The organism is Pseudomonas sp. GM33, assembly GCF_000282295.1.
Taxonomy (GTDB): domain Bacteria; phylum Pseudomonadota; class Gammaproteobacteria; order Pseudomonadales; family Pseudomonadaceae; genus Aquipseudomonas; species Aquipseudomonas laurylsulfatiphila.
Map to the genome: position 1 here is coordinate 122,539 of NZ_AKJO01000070.1, position 20,948 is coordinate 143,486.

The 20,948-nt window shown below is 61.8% G+C and carries 21 protein-coding genes and 1 pseudogene; 7 read left to right on the plus strand and 15 right to left on the minus strand.

Annotated elements, in window-relative coordinates:
* Positions 1-64: 64 nt before the first annotated feature.
* Complete coding sequence (gliR, locus tag PMI26_RS19325; protein WP_007973200.1) at positions 65-1,093, plus strand: AraC family transcriptional regulator GliR; 1,029 nt, start codon at positions 65-67, stop codon at positions 1,091-1,093.
* 19 nt (positions 1,094-1,112) lie between these two features.
* On the opposite strand, the pseudogene PMI26_RS0129515 reads toward gliR, so the two are convergent.
* The 8 genes and pseudogenes from PMI26_RS0129515 to PMI26_RS19290 all read right to left on the minus strand — a co-directional run bounded on the left by PMI26_RS0129515 (position 1,113) and on the right by PMI26_RS19290 (position 9,916).
* Positions 1,113-1,332, minus strand: a pseudogene (locus PMI26_RS0129515) (glyoxalase superfamily protein).
* Between the two features lie 284 nt (positions 1,333-1,616).
* Complete coding sequence (locus tag PMI26_RS19320) at positions 1,617-3,074, minus strand: N-acyl-D-amino-acid deacylase family protein (protein WP_007973202.1); 1,458 nt, start codon at positions 3,072-3,074, stop codon at positions 1,617-1,619.
* A gap of 1 nt (position 3,075) precedes the next feature.
* Positions 3,076-3,936 carry a MurR/RpiR family transcriptional regulator gene (locus PMI26_RS19315; protein WP_007973204.1) on the minus strand — a complete coding sequence of 287 codons (861 nt, stop codon included), beginning with the start codon at positions 3,934-3,936 and terminating at the stop codon, positions 3,076-3,078.
* Positions 3,937-3,950: 14 nt separating this feature from the next.
* Positions 3,951-5,300 (minus strand): GntT/GntP/DsdX family permease, encoded by a 1,350-nt coding sequence (locus tag PMI26_RS19310; protein ID WP_007973206.1) that lies wholly within the window; start codon positions 5,298-5,300, stop codon positions 3,951-3,953.
* Between the two features lie 220 nt (positions 5,301-5,520).
* A complete protein-coding gene (locus tag PMI26_RS19305) occupies positions 5,521-6,966 on the minus strand; it encodes a SulP family inorganic anion transporter (protein WP_007973208.1) in 1,446 nt (481 codons plus the stop codon).
* A 202-nt stretch (positions 6,967-7,168) separates the two neighbouring features.
* Entirely contained in the window at positions 7,169-8,062 is an 894-nt protein-coding gene (locus PMI26_RS19300; protein ID WP_007973210.1) for an NAD-dependent epimerase/dehydratase family protein, read from the minus strand.
* 103 nt (positions 8,063-8,165) lie between these two features.
* Entirely contained in the window at positions 8,166-9,077 is a 912-nt protein-coding gene (locus PMI26_RS19295) for a LysR family transcriptional regulator (protein ID WP_007973212.1), read from the minus strand.
* A 248-nt stretch (positions 9,078-9,325) separates the two neighbouring features.
* Positions 9,326-9,916: an NAD(P)H-dependent oxidoreductase gene (locus PMI26_RS19290; protein WP_007973215.1), complete on the minus strand. Its 591-nt coding sequence runs from the start codon at positions 9,914-9,916 to the stop codon at positions 9,326-9,328.
* 163 nt (positions 9,917-10,079) lie between these two features.
* Between PMI26_RS19290 and PMI26_RS19285 the strand changes: the two genes are divergently transcribed.
* Complete coding sequence (locus tag PMI26_RS19285) at positions 10,080-10,394, plus strand: putative quinol monooxygenase (protein WP_007973217.1); 315 nt, start codon at positions 10,080-10,082, stop codon at positions 10,392-10,394.
* Here the strand turns inward: PMI26_RS19285 and PMI26_RS19280 are convergent.
* Positions 10,384-11,148 carry a sulfite exporter TauE/SafE family protein gene (locus tag PMI26_RS19280; protein ID WP_007973219.1) on the minus strand — a complete coding sequence of 255 codons (765 nt, stop codon included), beginning with the start codon at positions 11,146-11,148 and terminating at the stop codon, positions 10,384-10,386. The two genes, PMI26_RS19285 and PMI26_RS19280, sit on opposite strands and share 11 nt — an antisense overlap.
* A 231-nt stretch (positions 11,149-11,379) precedes the next feature.
* Here PMI26_RS19280 and PMI26_RS19275 point away from each other — a divergent pair, with 231 nt between their 5' ends.
* The 4 genes from PMI26_RS19275 to PMI26_RS19260 all read left to right on the plus strand — a co-directional run bounded on the left by PMI26_RS19275 (position 11,380) and on the right by PMI26_RS19260 (position 13,757).
* Positions 11,380-12,264, plus strand: a complete 885-nt coding sequence (locus tag PMI26_RS19275) for a LysR family transcriptional regulator (RefSeq protein WP_007973221.1) — start codon at positions 11,380-11,382, stop codon at positions 12,262-12,264.
* 42 nt (positions 12,265-12,306) lie between these two features.
* Positions 12,307-12,885 carry an NAD(P)H-dependent oxidoreductase gene (locus PMI26_RS19270; RefSeq protein ID WP_007973222.1) on the plus strand — a complete coding sequence of 193 codons (579 nt, stop codon included), beginning with the start codon at positions 12,307-12,309 and terminating at the stop codon, positions 12,883-12,885.
* A 49-nt stretch (positions 12,886-12,934) separates the two neighbouring features.
* A complete protein-coding gene (locus tag PMI26_RS19265) occupies positions 12,935-13,306 on the plus strand; it encodes a MerR family transcriptional regulator (RefSeq protein ID WP_007973223.1) in 372 nt (123 codons plus the stop codon).
* A 106-nt stretch (positions 13,307-13,412) separates the two neighbouring features.
* Positions 13,413-13,757 carry a cupin domain-containing protein gene (locus PMI26_RS19260; protein WP_007900627.1) on the plus strand — a complete coding sequence of 115 codons (345 nt, stop codon included), beginning with the start codon at positions 13,413-13,415 and terminating at the stop codon, positions 13,755-13,757.
* A gap of 246 nt (positions 13,758-14,003) precedes the next feature.
* Here the strand turns inward: PMI26_RS19260 and mmsB are convergent, their stop codons facing one another.
* Complete coding sequence (gene mmsB, locus PMI26_RS19255; protein ID WP_007973224.1) at positions 14,004-14,891, minus strand: 3-hydroxyisobutyrate dehydrogenase; 888 nt, start codon at positions 14,889-14,891, stop codon at positions 14,004-14,006.
* Positions 14,892-14,901: 10 nt separating this feature from the next.
* On the minus strand, positions 14,902-16,428 hold the full coding sequence (locus tag PMI26_RS19250; protein ID WP_007973225.1) for a CoA-acylating methylmalonate-semialdehyde dehydrogenase: 1,527 nt from the start codon (positions 16,426-16,428) through the stop codon (positions 14,902-14,904).
* Positions 16,429-16,578: 150 nt separating this feature from the next.
* Here PMI26_RS19250 and PMI26_RS19245 point away from each other — a divergent pair, with 150 nt between their 5' ends.
* On the plus strand, positions 16,579-17,526 hold the full coding sequence (locus PMI26_RS19245) for a LysR family transcriptional regulator (protein WP_007973226.1): 948 nt from the start codon (positions 16,579-16,581) through the stop codon (positions 17,524-17,526).
* Here the strand turns inward: PMI26_RS19245 and PMI26_RS19240 are convergent.
* From PMI26_RS19240 to PMI26_RS19225, 4 genes are all read right to left on the minus strand, one after another.
* Positions 17,523-17,987, minus strand: coding sequence for an OmpA family protein (locus PMI26_RS19240; protein ID WP_256356695.1), 465 nt, complete (start codon positions 17,985-17,987; stop codon positions 17,523-17,525). The two genes, PMI26_RS19245 and PMI26_RS19240, sit on opposite strands and share 4 nt — an antisense overlap.
* Positions 17,988-18,031: 44 nt before the next feature.
* Positions 18,032-19,300, minus strand: a complete 1,269-nt coding sequence (locus tag PMI26_RS19235; RefSeq protein ID WP_007973228.1) for a diguanylate cyclase domain-containing protein — start codon at positions 19,298-19,300, stop codon at positions 18,032-18,034.
* Positions 19,297-19,872 (minus strand): YfiR family protein, encoded by a 576-nt coding sequence (locus tag PMI26_RS19230; RefSeq protein WP_007973229.1) that lies wholly within the window; start codon positions 19,870-19,872, stop codon positions 19,297-19,299. The genes PMI26_RS19235 and PMI26_RS19230 overlap by 4 nt, the downstream gene beginning before the upstream one ends.
* A gap of 119 nt (positions 19,873-19,991) precedes the next feature.
* Positions 19,992-20,948 (minus strand): ATP-binding domain-containing protein (locus PMI26_RS19225; protein WP_007973231.1); only part of this gene is annotated, 957 nt, incomplete at its 5' end.

Consider the following 20,948-nt stretch of genomic DNA (forward strand, 5'->3'; position numbering starts at 1 on the left):
GGTTTCAAATTACCTTTCAGGGCATTCATCCGCGCACGCGGGCCTTGATCAAAGGAATACGATCATGCAATCCCTGGGCTTCACTTCCGTTCCGCCGCTGCTCAAGTACCTGCGTCATGCCGAACAACTGGGCATGGCCATCGAGCCTGCGTTGGCGGCTGCCGGGTTGCAGGCACAGCAGTTGAGCGACAACAGCCTGCGGTTGCCCGGTGAAGCCCATGAACGGCTGCTCGATTATTTCTGCGAACACTCGGGCGATCCGTTGTTCGGTCTCAACGCCGCGCGCTTTGTGTTGCCCAACTCCTGGAGCGTGCTGGGTTACATCACCATGAACTGCGCGACACTGGGCGATGCGATGAGCCGCATCATGCCGTTCGAGAAGCTGGTGGGAGACATGGGCGTCAGCCGCGCCGAGGTGCAAGGCAGCGACGTGCACCTGATCTGGACCTGCCGTCATCAACGCCCGCGAATTCGCCGGCACCTGGTGGAAAACGTGCTCGGCTCCTGGCTGCAATACGCGCGCTGGATCGCCGACACGCAAATGTCGCCGGCCGCCGTCTGGCTGGAACATGCCTGCCCGGCCGACACGACGCTGGCACAGTACGAGCAGTTCTTCGACTGTCCGGTATTGTTCGACCAGCCTTATTCGGCGCTGATTGTGCCGTTGCCGTATTTGCAGTTGCCCTTGCGCCAGGCCGATGCGCAATTGCTGCGCACCCTGGAAGAACATGCCCAGGGACTGATGGCCACACTGGAGGACGCGTCGCTGGAACAGCGGGTCAAAAGCATCCTGCGCCAGCTGCTCAAGGAGGGCCTGCCACGCAAGGAGCAGGTGGCCGAGCATCTCGCCGTGTCGGTGCGCACACTGCAACGCCAGCTGCATCAGGCCGGTACGTCGTACCAGCAGATCCTCGATGACCTGCGCCAGGAACTGGCCGAGCATTACCTGCTCAACAGCGCCTTGCCGATCCAGGACATCGCCCAATACCTGGGCTTCACCGAACCCCGCTCGTTTCACCGCACGTTCAAAAGCCGGCGCGGGATGCCGCCCGGCGAGTTTCGCCAAACCCACCGGGTGCCGAACGAAGGCTGAAGGCTCAGGGGTTGTAGGTTCAGAGACTGATCGCGTTGGTGAACACCAACCGATTGCCGAACGGGTCGGCGATGGTCATGTCCTGGCTGCCCCAGGGCATGGCCTGAATCTGTGGATGGGAAAACCTGTATTCCCTGGCCAACAGTTGCTGTTGAAACTGCTCCAGCTCATCCGTCTCGATCCACTGCCTTGGCTTCGTCGAAAATACGCAGGACCGGAGTGGTTTTGCCGAAGCTCATCGGATTGCTTCCAGACATTGAAAACCTGTGGGAGCGAGCTTGCTCGCGATGGTCGTTAACGATGACGCGTCTCTACTGGATAAACGCGGCGCTCTTTTGTCCATCGCGAGCAAGCTCGCTCCTACAAAATACGTAACCGCCGAACCGCAATGATGGCCGGGCTTGATGTCAGCAATTCGGCTGGGTGGGGGGGTTCTTTAATTGCACATTGCCACCATGTGATGCAGATCAAAAGATCGCAGCCTTCGGCAGCTCCTACGGGGAGCGATTTCGCCCCGCTCCAATCAATGAAACCCGTCACGCAAATCCCCTTGCCGCGCCAAAAACCGCCCTTCCCTGCGCCCGTTGGCCTGGCCATCGCGATAACTCAACACACCGTTGACCCATACACCCTCGATGCCTTTTGCCGCCCGCTGCGGGTCGTTGAAGTCGGCAACATCCCGGATGGTCGCCGGATCGAACAACACCAGGTCCGCCCAATGGCCTTCGCGAACTTCACCGCGTTCCTTCAAACCGAAGCGTGCCGCCGACAGCCCGGTCATTTTGTGCACGGCGGTGTGCAGCGGGAACAGTCCTACGTCACGGCTGAAATGTCCGAGCACCCTGGGGAATGCGCCCCACAGGCGTGGGTGTGGGAACGGGTCTTCCGGTAAGCCGTCGGAGCCGACCATCGACAGCGGATGCGCGAGGATCCGGCGCACATCCGCCTCATCCATGCCGTAGTACACCGCACCGGCCGGTTGCAGTTGGCGGGCGGCATCGAGCAACGACAGGTTCCATTCGGCAGCGATGTCCATCAGGTCGCGGCCGCCCATCTCCGGGCGCGGCGTCGACCAGGTGATGGTGATGCGGTGGGCATCGGTCACCTGCTTGAGGTCCAGGGTCGATGAACTCGCGGCATAGGGATAGCAATCGCAGCCCACGGGGTGCGATTTCGCTGCGTCTTCCAGGGACGCCAGCAACTGTGGACTGCGCCCCCAGTTACCGGCACCGGCACATTTGAGGTGGGAAATGATCACCGGGCTCTGCGCATGGCGACCGATCCGGAACGCCTCGTCCATGGCCTCCAGCACCGGTTCGAACTCACTGCGCAAATGGGTGGTGTAGACCGCGCCGAACGCGGTCAACTCTTCGGTCAGTTGCATCACTTCATCGGTCGATGCGGAGAAGGCGCTGGCATAGGCAAGCCCGGTGGACAGGCCCAGCGCACCGGCCTCAAGGCTCTCGTGCAGCTGCTCGCGCATCGCGGCGATTTCTTCGGTTGTGGCGGTGCGCAACAGATCGTCGAGGTGGTTGCTGCGCAATGCGGTATGACCCACCAAAGCGGCGACGTTCAGCGTGGTGTTCGCCGCTTCGACCGCCGCCCGATAGTCGCGGAAGGTCGGATAAACGAATGCAGCGGCCGTGCCGAGCAGGTTCATCGGATCCGGCGGATCACCGCGCAAACTCACCGGTGAAGCACTGATCCCGCAGTTGCCGACGATCACCGTGGTCACGCCCTGGCTGAGCTTGGGCAGCATCTGCGGTTGGCGAATGACCACGGTGTCGTCATGGGTGTGCACGTCGATGAAACCCGGCGCCAGCACATGGCCCTGTGCGTCGATTTCTTCGTTGGCACGGGCATCACGCAAGTCGCCGATACGCTCGATGCGCCCGTTCAGAATCGCCACGTCGGCGGGGTAACCGGGGCTGTTGCTGCCGTCGATGATCAGGGCGTTGCGAATCAGCGTGTCGTACTGCATGTCAGTCTCCCAGCGGCAAGTGATCGTCGCCGCCGCGGTATTCGTCGAGGGCGAGTTTGATCCGCCGCAGACGTTCTTGATTGTCTTCAGGGTTGGCCAGGGCCAGCTCGGTGGCGAGCACATCGATGGCCAGCAGCATGCCGTAGCGCGCCGCCGTGGGTTTGTAGATGAACGAGGTTTCGGCGCTTTGCAGCGGCAGGACGATGTCGGCCAGTTGCGCCAGCGGCGAATCGCCGCGAGTGATGGCCAGGATGCGCGCGCCGTAGTTGCGCGCCAGCTCCACCGTTTCAATCAGTTCCGGGGTGATCCCGGTCAGCGAGCAGACAATCACCACCTGTTCGGCGCTGAGGCTGGCGGCGGTGACGCGCATCATCACCGCATCGTGGCACGCCGTGATCGGATAGCCCAGGCGCACCAGGCGCACTTGCAGTTCATCGCTGCACAGGGTCGAGCAGCCGCCCATGCCGAAGGCGTGGATCATCCGCGCCTTGCCCAGCAGTTTTACCGCATCGGCGAAACGCGACTCATCGAATGCCGCCAGGTGCTGGCGCAAGGTCGATTCGATGTCACCGACGATTTGCCCGTAGAACGCCGACTGCTCCGGGGTGCCCGCCGGGTCGAGAAACCGGCTGCCGACACCGCTGGCCTGGGCCAGCTGCAAACGCAAATCACGCAGATCCTTGCAGCCGACCGTACGGGCGAAACGCGACAGCGTGGCGCTGCTGACCTCTGCCCGCAGCGCCAGTTCATCGAGGCTGGCGGAGGCGGCGAAGCCTACGTCGTCGAGCATCAGGCGGGCGATGCGTCCTTCACCGGCGCTGAAGGAATCCTGGCGGGCGCGGATCTGGTAGAGGATGTCCATGCAAGTGGCTCCGGCTAAATCAGGTAGGAAAGGCCAACGGTCAGTCCGAAGGCAATGACCGAGATCAACGTCTCGAGCACGGTCCAGGTCTTGAAGGTTTGGGCAACGGTCATGTTGAAGTATTCCTTGATCAACCAGAAACCGCCGTCGTTAACGTGGGAAAAGATAACCGACCCGGCGCCCGTCGCCAGCACCAGCAGCTCCGGATGGGGATAACCCAGACCAATGGCCACCGGTGCGACCACGCCTGAAGCGGTGGTCATGGCCACAGTGGCAGAACCGGTGGCGATGCGCATCAGCGCAGCAAACAGCCAGCCCATCAACAGCGGCGACAGATGAAATTCGTGGGCCAGGCCGACAATTTGATCGGTGACGCCGGCGTCCACCAGAATCCGGTTCAGGCCACCGCCGGCGCCCACCAGCAGGGTGATGCTCGCGGTCGGCGCCAGGCATTCGTTGGTGAACTTGAGGATCGATTCGCGGTTGAAGCCCTGGGCCAGGCCGAGGGTCCAGAAGCTCAGCAAGGTGGCCAGCAACAGCGCAATCACCGAGTTGCCGATGAACAGCAGGAACTGGTTGAAACCACTGCCCGGCGTGGAAATCATATTGGCCCAGCCGCCGATCAGCATCAGCACCACCGGCAACAGGATGGTCGCCATGGTGATGCCGAAACCCGGCAGGCTGTCGCGCGGTTCACGCTCGAGGAACTGGCGCTCCAGCGGGTTTTCCGCCGGCAGCTGAATGCGCGGCACGATGAACTTGGCGTACAGGGGACCGGCAATGATTGCGGTCGGAATGCCGATCAGGATCGCGTACATCAACGTCTGCCCCACCGACGCCTGATACACCTGCACCGCCAGCATCGCCGCCGGGTGTGGCGGCACCAGCGCATGCACCACCGAGAGCCCGGCGACCATCGGCAAGCCGACCATCAGGATCGACACGCCCACGCGCCGCGCCACGGTAAAGGCAATCGGCACCAGCAAGACGAAACCGACTTCAAAGAACAGTGGCAGCCCGACCAGAAACGCGATGGTCACCATCGCCCAATGCGCGTTCTTCTCGCCAAAGCGGTCGATCAAGGTCCGCGCCACCTGCTCGGCGCCGCCGGACTCGGCCATCATCTTGCCGAGCATGGTGCCCAGCGCCACCACCAGTGCGATGTGCCCCAGGGTTTTGCCGACACCGGCCTCGTACGCCCCCACCACGCCGGACGGAGGCATCCCGGCGACCAGCGCCAGGCCAAGGGAAATCAGGGTGATGACAATGAACGGATTGAGCCGGTAACGGGCGATCAGAACGATCAGCGCGATGATGGCAACGGCGGCATACACCAGCAGCCAATAGCCGAAGGACAGGGTCATGCGGTACTCCTCGAGAGGGTCACGTCGAAATATTTGTGAAACTCTTAAAACATTTCGGCAGGCGATTTTCAAACGAGGTGAAAGTAATTTTCGTGCAGAGGTAAGGGGTGTCGCACAGAGGCATGGCGTGTCGCGAATTATGAAAGTCGGCTGTATGAATTTTCATCTCCGACAGACCGATCTTTCCCCGCTCAGCGTGGGAAAGATCGAATGACTGACCTCAGTCGTGCTGCATCCGGGCGCGCTTGAGCAATTTCTTGCAGCGCTCGGACAAGTGCAGCACTCGCAAGTGCTTGCCGGCCCTGGCGTAGCGCTCGCGCAAGGTGCCCAGCGCGGCGATGGCCGAGTAGTCGACAAAGCTCAGGTGCTGGCAATCCAGGGTCACTTGCGCCGGGTCGTTGGCCGGATCGAACTGATTGAGAAAGGGTGTGGTCGAGGCGAAGAACAGCGTGCCATGCACCCGGTACAGCTTGCTGCCGTCGTTCTCCAGATGACTGTCGGCATACAGCTGGCGGGCCTGCTGCCAGGCAAAGTTCAGCGCCGCGATGATGATGCCGCAGAGCACCGCGGTGGCCAGGTCGGTGAACACGGTAATCACTGTCACCGCGATGATCACCAGCACGTCGTTGAGCGGCACCTTGTTCAGCACCCGCAACGAGGCCCAGGCGAAGGTCTGTTGCGACACCACGAACATCACTCCGACCAGCGCGGCCAATGGAATGCGCTCGATCAGCGGCGACAGAAACAGGATGAACAGCAGGATCGACACCCCGGCCACCACCCCGGACAAGCGCCCACGGCCGCCGGAACTGAGGTTGATCACGGTCTGGCCGATCATGGCGCAACCGCCCATGCCGCCGAATGCACCGGACACCACATTCGCCGCCCCCAGCGCCACGCACTCGCGATCCGGGTAGCCACGGCTCTCGGTGATTTCGTCGGTGAGGTTGAGGGTCAACAGGGTTTCCAGCAACCCGACCAGCGCCATCAGGATCGCATAGGGCGCGATGATGCGCAGGGTGTCCAGATTCCACGCAATGTCCGGCAGCGCCAGCGTCGGCAGGCCACCGGCTATGTGCGCCATGTCGCCCAGGGTGCGGGTTGGCAAGCCAAGCAGATACACCGCCAGGCCCACACCGAGAATCGCTACCAGCGCCGGCGGCACGGTGCGGGTCAGGCGCGGCAGTACGTAGACAACGGCCATGGTCACCGCGACCAGGCCAAGCATCATGTACAGCGGCGTGCCGCTCAACCAGGCCTCACCGTCCTTGAAGTGCTCCAGTTGCGCCAGGGCAATGATGATCGCCAGGCCGTTGACGAAGCCGAGCATCACCGGGTGCGGCACCATGCGCACCAGCTTGCCGAGCTTGAGCAGCCCGAACGCTATCATGATCAGCCCGCCCAGCAAAACCGTGGCCAGCAAGTACTGCACGCCGTGTTGCACCACCAGCGCGACGATCACCACGGCCATCGAGCCGGCCGCACCGGACACCATGCCCGGTCGCCCGCCGAACAGCGCGGTCAGGGTGCAGATGATGAACGCGCCATAGAGCCCCATCAGCGGATTGAGATGGGCCACCAGGGCGAAAGCGATGCACTCGGGCAACAGGGCGAAGGACGTGGTAAGCCCGGCCAGGACATCGGCGCGTAGACGTTTTGCTTTCATGGGGGGGACCGCACACAGGGAGAGACGAAAAAGAGTGTGCGGATGTTACGGAATCGAGGACGGCCCGACCAGTTAATGGGCTGCTGAAAAAGCTTCGCGAGCAAGCCTGCTCCCACAATTGATCGCGCTCCGTCATAAGGAATGCGATCGAATGTGGGAGCGGGCTTGCTCGCGAAGAACGATGACGCGGTCTAACGCGAACTCAAACCATCTCGTCGCGAATCCACTCCACCACCGAAGTGCGCTTCGGCACCCACCCCAACAATTCCCGCGCATGCTTGCCGCGCACCCGACTGTTGGAACCCAGACCATAGTTGGCCATTTCGTAGCCCCACTCGGCTTCGGCATCCTTGAGCGGCCAATCCTGCGACTCGCCCAGGTTCAGCGCCCGGGCCATCGCCGTGGTCATGTCGATGAACGACGCTTCTCCGCTTTCAACGAAGTAGAAGGTGCCTGGTACATTTTTAGTCAGCGCCAGCAGGTACAGCGCAACCACGTCCTCGATGTGCACGTTGGACCAGATGTTGCGGCCCGTGCCGACATGGCGCACCACGCCGCTTTTGCGCGCCTGTTTGAGCAGGCGCGGCAGCTGCACGCTGTCGCGATGGACGCCCAGGCTGTGGCCGTAGATCAAGGTGTTGCAGATCACTGCCGAGTTCACACCTTCCATGGCTGCCGCCAGGATCAGGTTATCGATGGCCACGCGCGCCGCCTTGTCGACGGTCGGTTCCGGCAGGTCGTCTTCGAAGTAGATGACATCACTGGATTGGCCGCCCGAGGCATCACCGACAATGCTCGAACCGCTGGTGTGCAGGAACACCTTGCCAGAGCCGCGCAAGGCATCGAGCAAGGCTTCCACGGCGCCACGATGATCGCTGCTGGCCGCGTTGATCACTGCATCGGCAGCGAGCGCCTGATCGGTCAACAGGTCGCGGTCGTCCAGACTGCCCACCACCGCAGAAATGCCCAGTGCACGCAGCTCATCGGCCTGTTCGGCGCTGCGCACCAGACCGGTGACAGCGTGGCCGGCCTGGACCAGGCCCGTGGCGATGGAACCGCCGATAAATCCGGCAGCGCCGGTAACGAATACGTTCATGGAGAAACTCCCTGCGTGGATAAGTGATGCAAGGAGTATCCGGTAGCGATCACTGCCGAAAAATGCCCTCTGACCCAATTCACTTTTGCGCAGGAGTCACGAATCAGCCTTTGAAATCCGCGCTCGCATAATCCGCCAACTTGCCCTGGATAAAGTCCAGGAAGCACTGAATCCGCAAGGCCAGCTGCGAGTTGCGGTAGTACACCGCATTGATCGGCTGGCGGTAGCCGCTGTTGAATTCGGCCAGCAACACTTTCAAGCGTCCGGCACGAATGTCCTCGATGGTCATGAAGTGCGACAGGCTGGCGATGCCCTGCCCGTCCAGTGCCAGATGGCGGATGGTCTCGCCGCTGGAGGCGCTGATCGAGGCCTGGATCGGCCAGCGATCGCCATGCACGTAACGCAGCGGCCATTGGTTGAGGCCTTCGTTCTGGGTGAACCCCAGCAGCGTATGGTCGGCCAGGTCGGCCACGGCCTGCGGTGTGCCGTGCTTTTCCAGGTAGGCCGGGCTGGCGACGATGTGCAGCGGGCTGCAACCCAGGGAGCGGGCATGCAGTGTCGAGTCGGTCAGGGTGCCGATGCGAATGGCGATGTCGGTGCTCTGCTCCAGCAGGTCGATGATCAAGTCATTGCTGTTGAGTTCCAGCTGGATGTCCGGGTAGAGCCTGCGGAATTCATCGATGTAGGGCACGATGGCGTGCAGCATGAAGGGGGATGCCGCGTTGATCCGCAGGCGCCCGGACGGTGTTTGCTGGCGTGAGGACAGGCGCTCTTCGAGCTCGTCCATCTGATCGAGAATGCGCTTGGCGTGCTCGAAGAAGTACTTGCCCTCCTCGGTCAGGTCCATGCGTCGCGTGGTGCGATTGATCAAGGTGGTGTCGAGCTTGGCCTCCAGCCGCGACAGCGTGCGGCTTACCGCCGAAGGCGTTTGCCCGACCTGCTCGGCCGCCGCGGAAATCGACCCGCATTCAATCACGCAGACGAATATCTGCAATTCATCGGATCTGGCTTTCACGTGTGTCCCTTATCGATAGTCCTGCGCCGCTTCTTTTGAGTTGAGAGGAACCATTGTGGCGAGGGGGCTTGCCCCCGTTGGTCCGCGAAGCGGACCCACAACCCACTAACGCGGTGGTTCAGGAAGTCGCGCGTCAACTGACTTTACGGCGGCTTCGCCGCCGAACGGGGGCAAGCCCCCTCGCCACAAAAGCTCCTTCGCCACAGAAACTGTGCCTGACTCAAACAATCGATAGTAGCCCCAAACGGTTACGCCGACAGGCCAAACACCTCAGTCAAATGCTGCTCATAACGCGCCACATCGCCCTCGATGTTCGGGCGCTTCATCACGTCTACGCAGAGAAACGTCGGCAAACCGGTCATGCCAAGGAACTCGTTGGCCTTGTGGAACGGGAAGTACACCGCGTCCACACCCTTGGCTTCGAAGAAATCGGTCGGGTCGTCGAAGGCTTGCTGCGGGGCGTTCCAGGTCAGTGACAACATGTACTGCTTGCCGTGGATCAGGCCGCCGCTGCCGTATTTCTGCGAGGCGTCGGAACGGGTGCGGCCGTCGCTGGCGTAGAGGCTGCCATGGCCTTCGGTGAAGACTTCATCGATGTACTTCTTCACGGTCCACGGCGCGCCCATCCACCAGCCGGGCATCTGGTAAATGATCACGTCGGCCCAGAGAAACTTGGCCACTTCTTCGGCGACGTCGTAGCCCTCGTCGATGAAGGTGGTTTTGATATCCAGACCACCGCGATCCAGCACGCTCAACGCGGCTTCATGCAGGGTGGTGTTGTAGCGGCCGTCGGAGTGCGCAAATTGTTTGCCGCCGTTGAGCAACAGGACTTTTTTCATGGAAGGTCTCGGGAAGGGTCGGGAATTCGATGGCGGCAGAGTACCGATCAGCCTCGCGCGGAATAAGCGTCGATTTGGCAAAATTCATTTGACCCACAAGCACGAATCCACAGGCGATTGTTGCCTTAGACTGGCGCCCATTCTGACCTGAGGAGAGATGTAGATGAGTGAAATCCAGGGCTTCATCCTGCACGCCAAGACCCGTCCGGAAAAATCCGACGCCTTCGAAGCGTTTTTCAGCGGCTACGTGCAAGCAAGCCGCGCCGAACCCGGTTGCATCGAATACCACATGCTGCGCGATAAACAGGACCCGACCCTGTTCATTTTCTACGAGATCTGGCAGTCCCAGGCCCATCTGGACGTGCACTCGAACCTGCCGCACATGAAGCAATTCCTCGAGCAGCGCGAAGAGTATCTGGAACGGGACTTCGAAATCCGCGCCATCGACATGATCAGCCCGTCGTCCGCTAGCCGCTGATCAGCAAATGGCCGCCGAGCACACCCAGGCCAACGAAAAACACGCGCTTGAACCACAGGGCGCTGATCCGCTGGCGCAGCGATTGCCCCAGCCACATGCCGAGCATGGCCGGGATCAGCGCCAGCAGCGACGCACCCAACTCGCCCCCGCCGAGCGCGCCGCGCCACAGCAAGCCACCGGCCAGGGCCAGGGTCGAAACGGTGAACGACAGGCCCAGCGCCTGCACCAGTTCGTCCCGGCTCAAACCCAGCGCTTGCAGGTAGGGCACCGCCGGAATCACGAACACGCCGGTGGCCGACGTGATGACGCCGGTCAGCAGGCCACACAGCGGACCGAGCCAGCGTTCACGGTGGGGTCCTACGCGCAAGGTCGGCAGGCACAATCCGCTCAGTGCATACAACAACAACGCAGCGCCCAACCCTCGCACCACCCAATGGCCACCGCTCATGCCGATCCACAGCGTGCCTGCCCCGGTGCCGATGAAAATCGCCAGCAACATCGGCCACAGTCGTTTGACCAGCCCGGACAAATGCCCGCCGAATGCCAGTTGCCAGACGTTGGTGAGCGTTGCCGGAATGATCAATAGCGCGGCTGCCTGCGACGGCGCCATAGCCAGACCCAGCAGTCCCATGGCAACCGTTGGCAAGCCGAGGCCGATCACGCCCTTGATCATGCCGGCCAGCACAAAGGTGCCGATCACCAGCAGTGACAGGGTCAATCCGAGATTCTGGTAAAACGCCGAGAGTGTGTTCATGGGGCTATGGTGGGCCCGCGGGGGGTTGATTGAAAATCTGCCATATACTGGGGTTGCCTCTTGCTTTGACAGAGGCTGAGAATTTCGCTGAAGCGACTGGCCTCTTCGCGGGCAAGTCGGATCGCCGCACCGCCGCTCCCACAGGGGATTTGTGAACGACACATAACCACTGTGGGAGCGGGCTTGCTCGCGAAGGCGCCAGTCCAGACAGCAAATAAACCGGGAATGACAATGCACTTCGACCTGACCGACCTGCGCCTGTACCTGAACATCCTCGACTCCGGCAACATCACCGCCGGCGCCGTACGCAGTCATCTGTCACTCGCAGCGGCCAGCGCACGGATTCGCGCCATGGAGGCATCTTTGGGCGTCGAGTTTCTTCAGCGTAACCGTCGCGGGGTCAGCCCGACACCGGCCGGCGATGCCCTCGCCCGGCACGCCCGGGTTCTGCTGCAACAGGCCGAACGCCTGCAACAGGAACTGGCCGAATACGCCAAGGGCGTCAAAGGCCAGGTGCGGCTGCTGTGCAATACCACGGCGATCACCGAGTACCTGCCGGAGTTGCTCGCGGACTTCCTGCACAGCCACCCCAATCTCGACATCGACCTGCAGGAACTGCCCAGCACCCGCATCACCCACGCCTTGCGCCAGGGCGCGGCGGACCTGGGCATCGTTTCCGACGCGGTGGACACCGATGACTTGCAGACCCGAGCGTTCCGCGATGATCCGCTGGTGCTGATCATGCCCCGCGAACATCCCCTGGCACAGGCAACCTCGGTGAGCTTCACCGACACGCTGCATCACGACTACGTCGGCCTGAATGCCAACAGCGCGCTGGCGGTGTATCTCGAAGAACAGGCACTGCACGCCGGCCTGCGCATGCAGATTCGCATCCGCGCCGATGGCTTTGATGGCGTGATGCGCATGGTCGCCCGTGGCGCGGGCCTGGCGATTGTGCCGCTGGCTGCGGTCGAGCGCGGGTCCGGTGGCCTGTCCTTCAAGAGCCTCGCCCTGCAGGAAGCCTGGGGCCAACGCAAACTGCTGCTCTGTGCACGGGACTTCGCCGCATTGCCCGGTTATGCCAAGGCCCTGCTGCATGCCTTGACTCTCCCCTGAGGGGCAGACTTTATCCTTGAGGTTTGATCTTCGAGGATAGCGATGATGGGTAAACGAATACTGGTGATCCTCGGGCATCCGTCCAGCAACAGCTTCTGCGCTGCCCTTGCCGAGCGTTACGCACAGTCGGCCGTGCGCGCCGGGCATGAGGTGCGTCAGTTGTTTCTCGGCACCCTGGATTTTGACCCGGTGCTGCGCGAAGGCTATCAGCAGGTCCAGCCGCTGGAGGCCGACTTGCGTAACGCCCAGGCCGATATCCTGTGGGCCGAACAGCTGACGCTGGTTTATCCGATCTGGTGGGGTGGCGTACCGGCCTTGCTCAAGGGCTTTTTCGACCGGGTGTTCTTGCCGGGTTTTGCCTTCAAGTATCGCCAGGGCAAAGCCTTCCCCGACAAACTCCTGCACGGCCGAACCGCCCACCTGCTGGTGACCATGGACACGCCGCCCTGGTACTACCGTTGGATCTACCGCATGCCCGGTTTGCATCAGGTCCGTAAAACCACACTGGAATTCTGTGGCATCAAGCCAACTCGCACCCTGACCTTCGGGCCCATTCTCGGCGCCAGCGCAGACCGGCATGCGGCCTGGTTACGCCAGGCCGAAGCTATCGCCAGCGCTTGAGTCGGTCGATAATGCGCCGAGCTTTATCCTCGGAGAAAAGGACCTTCCCATGTACATCGGCCAAGCCGCGCAACGTTCCGGAACCACTGTCAAAAGCATCCGTCACTACGAGTCGATTGGCCTGTTGCCTGCCGCCCGACGCCAGGGCAAGTACCGCATCTATGACCAGCACAGCGTCGATCTGCTGATCTTCATCAAATGTGCCCAGCAGCTGGGTTTCAGACTCAAGGAATTGCAGTCAGCCTTCGCCGGACATCAGGGCCCGCAGTTGCCATGGGAACGGGCCCATCAGGTCATCGCCAGCAAAAAACGGGAAATCGCCGAACGGATAGCGGCGCTGTCGCAACAGCACGCGCAATTGGTCGAGTTCGAAAACAGTCTCGAACAATCCAGGCTCGACTGCCCGTTGACCCGTCTTTGAGGGCTGTGCGTTTCTGAGCAGCTCAGTGTCGAGCACAGACAACTGACCCATGGACAGGCGCTATAGGGTGCGACTTCAGTTCTTGAGCCCACTGCCCGGAGTCATCATGACCGCACCGATTACCGTTCTTCGCGACACCCACCCGCTGCCCGTGCTCGACGCCTGCAAATGGGAAAAGCTCGAAGGCGACCCGCACACCGTCAACCTCAACGCCTACACCAGTGAAGACGGCAGCAAGATCATGGGCACCTGGATCTGCACGCCCGGCAAGTGGTACGTGGAATACGTGAAGTGGGAGTACTGCCACTTCCAGGAAGGCTACTGCATCATTACCCCCGAAGGCATGGCACCGATCCACCTGCGCGCTGGTGACATTTTTGTCATCGAGCCCGGGATGAAAGGCACCTGGGAAGTGGTGGAAACCGTGCGTAAGTATTTCGTGTTTGCCTGATACAAAAAAACCGGGGGATCACCCGACGTGATCTCCCGGTCAAAAGTCTTTAGGTAAGCGCCGTACCCTGTGGGAGCGAGCTTGTGTGGCGAGGGGGCTTGCCCCCGTTCGAGGGCGAAGCCGTCGTAAAGTCGGTAACCGCGGTTCGTATCACCCACCGCGTTTATCTGTTCTGGGTCCGCTTCGCGAACCAACGGGGGCAAGCCCCCTCGCCACAACAGCCCTCACCACATTCAATGAATCGCTTCATTGCGGCTTGCGATAGCTATTGATGATCGCCGAGAAGTCCTGCCCACCTTCCCCACGCAAACTCATCGCCTGATACAGCTGCTGTGCCACAGCGCCAAGCACCACCGGCTGGTGCGCCTGACGCGCCGCTTCAGTGGCCAGCCCCAGATCCTTGAGCATCAGCTCGGCTCCGAAGCCGCCGGTGTAGCCGCGCGACGCCGGTGCTGTTTCGACGATGCCCGGCCACGGGTTGTACATCTCCGAACTCCAGCAACGCCCGGTGGAACTATTGATGATGCCCGCCAGCACCTTGGTGTCGATGCCCAGCGCATCACCCAGCGCCATGGCTTCGCTGACGCCGACCATGGAAATCCCCAGCAGCAGGTTATTGCAGATTTTAGCGATTTGCCCGGTGCCGACCTCACCACAATGGACGATGTTGCGGCCCATCTGCGCCAGTACCGGCTGCAGGGTGGCGAACAGTTCAGGCGTGGCGCCGACCATGAAGGTCAGGGTGCCGGCGGCTGCACCACCGGTACCGCCAGAGACCGGCGCATCGGCCATGGTCACGCCCTGTTTGGCAGCGGCGGCGGCCACGTCCCGCGCGGTCTGCGGATCGATGGTGCTGCAGTCGACGGCCGGCACGCCTTTACCGATACCGGCGAGCACACCGTCTTCACCCAGCCACACACTGCGCACATGCACCGCGGCAGGCAGCATGGTGATCACCAGTTCGGCGCCCTCCGCCGCTTCACGGGCCGATGCACTGATACTGCCGCCCAACTGTTCCAGCTCCGCCAGCACAGCCTTGTTCAGGTCCACCAGGCGCAGTGCATGGCCGGCCTTGATCAGGTTGCGCGCCATCGGCGCGCCCATGTTGCCCAGACCGATAAAAGCGATTTTCATGTCCGGCTCCTTATCGCAAGTTGATCGTGGTGTTCACACCATCGTTGACGCTGTTGTCATCGAACCAGCGGCTGGTGACGGTCTTGGTCTGAGTGTAGAACTGCACCACTTGCTTGCCGTACGGACCGAGGTCGCCGAGCTTGGAGCCGCGTGAACCGGTGAAGCTGAAGAACGGGACCGGCACCGGGATCGGGATGTTGATGCCGACCTGGCCGACATCGATCTCGCTCTGGAATTTACGTGCCGCCGCACCGCTCTGGGTGAACAGGCCCGTGCCGTTGCCGAACGGGTTGGCGTTGACCAGGGCGATGGCCTCGTCGAGGGTGGCGACTTCCAGCACCACCAGCACCGGGCCGAAGATTTCCTGGGTGTAGATCTGCATGTCGGGGGTCACGCCGGAGAACAGGGTCGGGCCGACAAAGTTGCCCTTCTCGTAACCGGGAACCGAGATCTCGCGACCGTCCAGCTCCAGTTTGGCGCCTTCCTTGATGCCGCTTTCGATCAGGTCGAGAATCCGCGCCTTGGCTTTTTTCGAAATCACCGGACCGACATCGGTGCCCGGCTCGCTGCCGGCATTGACCTTGAGTTTTTGCGCCAGCGCCTTGAGGTCCGGCAGCCATTGCTTGGCCGCACCCACCAGCACCACCACAGAAGTGGCCATGCAACGTTGACCGGCAGCACCGAAGCCGGCACCCACCAGCGCATTCAGCGCTTGTTCGCGATTGGCGTCCGGCAGCACCACGGCGTGGTTCTTGGCACCCATCATCGATTGCACGCGCTTGCCGTGTTTACCGGCCAGGTCATAGACATGAGTACCGACGGCGGTCGAACCGACGAAGGAAACCGCCTTGATGTCCTTGTGGGTGCAGAGCCCGTCCACCACGTCCTTGCCGCCATGCACGACGTTGAGCACGCCGGCCGGAATGCCCGCCTCGATCGCCAGCTCCACCAGGAGCATGGTCGACATCGGGTCCTGTTCAGACGGCTTGAGCACGAAGGTGTTACCGCAGGCGATGGCCATCGGGAACATCCACAGCGGAATCATCGCCGGGAAGTTGAACGGGGTAATGCCCGCGCACACGCCGATCGGCTGGCGCAGAGTGTAGGTGTCGACGCCACCGGCGACGTTTTCAGCGAATTCACCCATTTGCAGGCTGCCGATGGAGCAGGCGTGCTCGACCACTTCCAGGCCACGGAAAATGTCGCCTTCGGCGTCGGCAATGGTCTTGCCCTGCTCGGCGCTCAGGACCGCGGCGATGCGCTTGGAGTGCTCGCGAATCAGCGCCTGGAGCTTGAGCATGATGCGCATCCGCGCGCCGATGGGGGTCAGCTTCCAGGTCTGGAACGCACGATGAGCGGCGCTGATGGCGGCATCGACTTCTTCGGCGGTGGCAAACGGCACTTTGGCTAGCACTTGCTGGGTCGCCGGGTTGACGATGTCGTGCCATTCGGTGGATTTGGACTCGACCCACTCGCCGTCGATCAACAGTTTGACCTTTTGCACGGTGGTGTCATTGGGCGTGAGCGATGCGTTCATGTGAGTCTCCGGATCTTTGTTGTTATCTTGGGAGCCAGGGCGAAAGGGTCGCCCTGAGATGAGCTGTTTGTCGCGAATTGGTTCTCGGACTGTTTTTGGAGTATAGATGTGCAAACTTCTGATAAGAACGCACATAAAAACCGGTCCAACATGCAAAAAAACATCACCTCCCTCGGCTCGTTGAACTGGGATGACCTCAAGTTTTTCCTCGAGGTCGCCCGCACCCGCAAGGCCAGCACCGCGGCCAAGCGCCTGGCGGTGGATTACACCACGGTGTCGCGGCGCATCAGTTCGCTGGAAACGGCGCTGGGCACCTTGCTGTTCGAGAAGTCCCGGACCAACGGCTTTGTCCTGACTGCCGAAGGCCAGCGGTTGATGGGGTATGCCGAATCGATCGAAAGCACCTTGCACATGGCGTGCGAGCAGGTTTCCGGGTCCGGCGTGGCGCTGTCCGGTCATGTGCGCATGGGTTGCACCGAAGGTTTCGGCAGCTTTTTCATCACGCCGCAGCTGAGCCACTTCGTCGACACCTACCCGGCGATCTCGGTGGACATCCTGCCGCTGCCGCACTTCATCAGCCTGTCCAAGCGCGAGGCCGACATCGTCATCGCCCTGGAGCGTCCGGAGCATGGCCCGTACGTCTGCTGCAAACTGTGCGACTACCGGTTGCAGCTGTACGCGACCCAGGACTATCTCGACAACCACCCGGCCATCCACCGCCCGGCAGACTTGGCGAAACATTCGTTCATCAGTTACGTCGACGACCTGGCGTTCAGCTCGGAGCTGTTGTACCTGGCCAATGTACTGCCCGGCGCCAGCGCCAACCTGCGCAGCACCAGCGTGATCGCGCAGTTCGTGGCGGCGCAGCAGGGGCGCTCACTGGCGATCCTGCCGTGCTTCCTCGCAACACAGGACCCGCGCCTGCTGCCGGTGTTGCCGCAGGAAATCAACATCACCCGACAGTTCTGGATGTACTGCCGCGAAGACCTGAGGAAGCTCAAGCGGATTACCCTGTTGTGGGATTACATCCGCCAGGTCACTGAGCAGAATCAGGGACTGCTGATGGGGGAAAGCCGGGAGATGTTGTTTGCCGATTAGTCGGAGCTGACGACGATGGCGACCCGGCGATTCTCCGTGCGGCCACTGGAGGTGCTGTTGGTGGCCACCGGTACGCTGCTGCCCAGGCCGCGCAACTGGATATTTTCCGGCTTCATGCCGACCGTGTTGAGCACCCTGGCAACGCTTTTCGCCCGGCGCACGGACAGTTGCTCGTTGTAGGCCTCTTTGCCCGATGCGTCGGTGTGGCCATCGACCCGCACTCGTTCGATCCCCACTCCGAGCAGTGCCTTGCCGATGCGCTCGACGATCTCGGTGCTCTGTTTGTTCAGGCTGTCATCGTCGCTGCCGAACAACACCTTGCCGGACAAACCGAAGGCCCAGCCATCGTCGGTCAGCTCGAAACCCTGCTGTTTCAGCACGGCGATCTGCGCCGGGGTCAGGCCTTTTGGCGGGGTGGTCTGGCAACCGGTCAGGCTCAGCAGGGCCACGAGCAAGGTCATGGTGAAAAAACGCAGGGAACGCGGGTTGAAAGTGAACACGAAAATCAGCTCCTGTTTTGAACATCGGCGGCAGGGTGCTCCGACCCTGCCGTGTACTGTGCGCCTCGGGACAGGCGCTTGGCCTGGTACATCGCACTATCGGCGGCGTTGAGCAGGGCACCCGGCGTTGCGCCATGATCCGGGTACACCGCGACGCCGATACTGAGTGAGGTCAATACCTGGGTACTGCCCGGCAATGGAATCGGCATGTCCATGCTGGCCAGGATCTTGTCGGCAATTCGTTCGGCGTCTGCGGTCTTGTGCAGCGGTGTCAGCAGCACGGCAAACTCATCGCCACCCAAGCGCGCCACCAGGTCCTCTTCCCGCAGTTGCGCGCGAACCCGGTTGGCCACGGCCACCAACACCGCATCCCCCGCCGCATGGCCGAAACTGTCGTTGATCTCCTTGAAGCGATCGCTGTCGAGAAACAACACCGCCACTCGCTCGCCGAGCTTGTCGGCGTTGCGCAGCGCGCGCATCAGGCGACCTTCGAAAAACGCCCGGTTGGGCAATCCGGTGAGGCTGTCGTGACTGGCCTGGTGCGCCAGGGATTCGTTTTCGCTTTGCAGGTGCGATTGCCAGGCTTCGAGCTCATCGAGCAGGGCATTGAAGTCGTTGCCGAAATCATCGAGCTCGGCAATGTCGGCGGGCGGCACGCGCTTGTCGAAGGCCCGATCACTACGCGCGGCGTGGGCGACGGTGGCGAGGTTGCGCAGGGGCTTGGTGATCCCGCGAAGTTGTCGGCGTGCCAGAAAGAGCGCCACCCAGGCACTGACGGCCGTGCACAAGAGGATGCCCACCAGACCGCTGAGCAAATAGCGCATCAGGCTGGCGCCATGACCGGTGAGCCGGATGCTGCCGACTTCCCGCCCTTGATGGAGGATCGGCATGCTCATCGGTTCTTCGAGAAACGCTTTGGCGAGGTGCAATTCGAGATCGGAGACCCATCCGGTTTCCGGTCGTTGCCAACGGGCCAGCAACTGTCCCTGCCGGTCGAACACTTGGGCATCAGCCACTTCTTCGATGGACGCAATCAACGCCAGCGCCTCGGTGGCAGCGGGTTTATCGTTGAACACCACCGCGGCTTCCACGGTGTAGGTGATCGAGCGTGCGATCAGGTGCAGGTTGTGATCGGCGTACACACGCAAAGCCAGCACGCCGAGCAACGTCAGCGAAACACTGGCCATGGCGACGCCCACCAGCGCGACGAGCAAGTTGCCGCGACCGATGACCGAATGCAAAGTCGGGCGACTGCCCGGTGTCAGTAGCTTCATGGCGCCGCCGGCTTGCGGCGCGAGAGTTGCAGCACGCTCGGATGGATGCGAACACCACTGCGAGCGACGGAGTCGAGATTGACCTCGAACGACACCTGCTCGTCGCTGACCCGCAAGCAAAACAGGCTGCCGACCGCGCACTGCTCGTCACTCTCGCTAATGCTCAACACCGGATGCCCGATCAACGCGGCAAACAATCGGCTGCGTTCTTCGCCAGTGAGCTTGCCGATGTAAACCGCATCGCAGTCACTGACAATCGAAGGGTTGTCGGCCAACAAGCGTCGCACGGCGACAGGTCGACCGGTCGCCTGGGTCGTGCCTTTGACCAGGTCGTCGGTGTATTCGGTAGGGCCGACCAGGCACAGGCGCAGCAGCAAAGGCTCAACGGGCCAGCGGGCGTAGCTGAGAATTCCGAGGACCACCTGGGTAACTGCTTTGGCGCGTTGGTCCGCCATGCCCACCGGGGGCTGCGATTGAGCGAAAACGACGCTGGCCAGCAGACAAAGAAGGACGGCAAGCAGTGCTTTCCTACAGCCAACGACGCGCTCTGTCGTCCTGACAGCCACCTTCATGCAGGAATACTCTTGGACCGGAGCGAAATGATGCCGCAACGATAGCACAGCGAGGAAATGCCAGCGAGGCCACGTACTACGCTGCCTCGGACAGTTTCCTACAATCGCTCACGGACCTTTCAGTCTGTCGGCTCGCTGCCGTCCTTTAGCTCCAGCATCAACCCGCTCAAGCGCTTGACCCTGCGTTTCACCGCCTCCTCGAACACGCCTGCGCGCGATTCGATCAGGGTGAACCAGTCTTTGGCCCGGGTAATCCCGGTGTAGATCAATTCCTTGGTGAGGACCGGATTCAAGGCATCGGGAAGAATCAACGCGGTGTGCGCGAACTCCGAGCCCTGGGATTTATGCACGGTCATGGCGTACACGGTTTCGACATCATTCAGGCGGCTTGGCAGGACAAATCGCACGCCGCCCTGGCCGTCATTGCGTGGGAACGCCACACGCAAAACCTGTTTTCCGTGGCCCTCCTGCTCCGGGAGCTTGAGAGCGATGCCGATATCGCCATTCATCAAACCCAGCCCGTAATCGTTGCGGGTCATCAGCACGGGGCGACCTTCATACCACTGCTGGTCGCTGTCGATCAGGCGTGCCCTGAGCAAGGCGTCCGTCACTCGCTGGTTCAAGCCCTCCACACCCCACGGCCCCTTGCGCACGGCACATAACAGCTGGAACGCGTCGAAGGCTTGCAACACCTCCCGGGCCCAGTCGGTCCAGCGTGAATCTTCCAGCGGGCTGTCGAGTGGCGGTCGCTGTTTGCGCAGCAAGGCCAGGTAATGCCGATATCCCTGCGGGCCCTCACCGTGACCTTCGAGCAGCAAACGCTCCAGGGTCCGGTCTTGCTCGCCCTTGAGGGACAAGCCATACACATCGTCATGGCTTCGCGCAGACAACAACTTGCGTGCTTCCTCCGGTTGCTGCTGGTTAACCCAACGAGCGAGCTGGCCAATACCGCTGCCTTCACCGAATCGCCGGGAATGACGCAACATCACCACCTGTTGGGCCAGTGGATGAGCGCCCTGCGTGTCCTCCTGCAAACCACTGGCCTGCAGGCTTTCGCCGCTGACGGCTTCCAGCCA

Bases quoted from the DNA above. Each gene is read 5' to 3' on its own strand.
- PMI26_RS19235 (WP_007973228.1), bottom strand. From the start codon at position 19,300: ATGAAGCTACTGACACCGGGCAGTCGCCCGACTTTGCATTCGGTCATC.
- PMI26_RS19245 (WP_007973226.1), top strand. From the start codon at position 16,579: ATGCAAAAAAACATCACCTCCCTCGGCTCGTTGAACTGGGATGACCTC.
- PMI26_RS19320 (WP_007973202.1), bottom strand. From the start codon at position 3,074: ATGCAGTACGACACGCTGATTCGCAACGCCCTGATCATCGACGGCAGC.
- PMI26_RS19300 (WP_007973210.1), bottom strand. From the start codon at position 8,062: ATGAACGTATTCGTTACCGGCGCTGCCGGATTTATCGGCGGTTCCATC.
- PMI26_RS19275 (WP_007973221.1), top strand. From the start codon at position 11,380: ATGCACTTCGACCTGACCGACCTGCGCCTGTACCTGAACATCCTCGAC.
- PMI26_RS19290 (WP_007973215.1), bottom strand. From the start codon at position 9,916: ATGAAAAAAGTCCTGTTGCTCAACGGCGGCAAACAATTTGCGCACTCC.
- PMI26_RS19285 (WP_007973217.1), top strand. From the start codon at position 10,080: ATGAGTGAAATCCAGGGCTTCATCCTGCACGCCAAGACCCGTCCGGAA.
- PMI26_RS19260 (WP_007900627.1), top strand. From the start codon at position 13,413: ATGACCGCACCGATTACCGTTCTTCGCGACACCCACCCGCTGCCCGTG.
- PMI26_RS19265 (WP_007973223.1), top strand. From the start codon at position 12,935: ATGTACATCGGCCAAGCCGCGCAACGTTCCGGAACCACTGTCAAAAGC.
- mmsB (WP_007973224.1), bottom strand. From the start codon at position 14,891: ATGAAAATCGCTTTTATCGGTCTGGGCAACATGGGCGCGCCGATGGCG.
- PMI26_RS19315 (WP_007973204.1), bottom strand. From the start codon at position 3,936: ATGGACATCCTCTACCAGATCCGCGCCCGCCAGGATTCCTTCAGCGCC.
- PMI26_RS19305 (WP_007973208.1), bottom strand. From the start codon at position 6,966: ATGAAAGCAAAACGTCTACGCGCCGATGTCCTGGCCGGGCTTACCACG.
- PMI26_RS19280 (WP_007973219.1), bottom strand. From the start codon at position 11,148: ATGAACACACTCTCGGCGTTTTACCAGAATCTCGGATTGACCCTGTCA.
- PMI26_RS19250 (WP_007973225.1), bottom strand. From the start codon at position 16,428: ATGAACGCATCGCTCACGCCCAATGACACCACCGTGCAAAAGGTCAAA.
- PMI26_RS19240 (WP_256356695.1), bottom strand. From the start codon at position 17,987: ATGACCTTGCTCGTGGCCCTGCTGAGCCTGACCGGTTGCCAGACCACC.
- PMI26_RS19230 (WP_007973229.1), bottom strand. From the start codon at position 19,872: ATGAAGGTGGCTGTCAGGACGACAGAGCGCGTCGTTGGCTGTAGGAAA.
- PMI26_RS19310 (WP_007973206.1), bottom strand. From the start codon at position 5,300: ATGACCCTGTCCTTCGGCTATTGGCTGCTGGTGTATGCCGCCGTTGCC.
- gliR (WP_007973200.1), top strand. From the start codon at position 65: ATGCAATCCCTGGGCTTCACTTCCGTTCCGCCGCTGCTCAAGTACCTG.
- PMI26_RS19270 (WP_007973222.1), top strand. From the start codon at position 12,307: ATGATGGGTAAACGAATACTGGTGATCCTCGGGCATCCGTCCAGCAAC.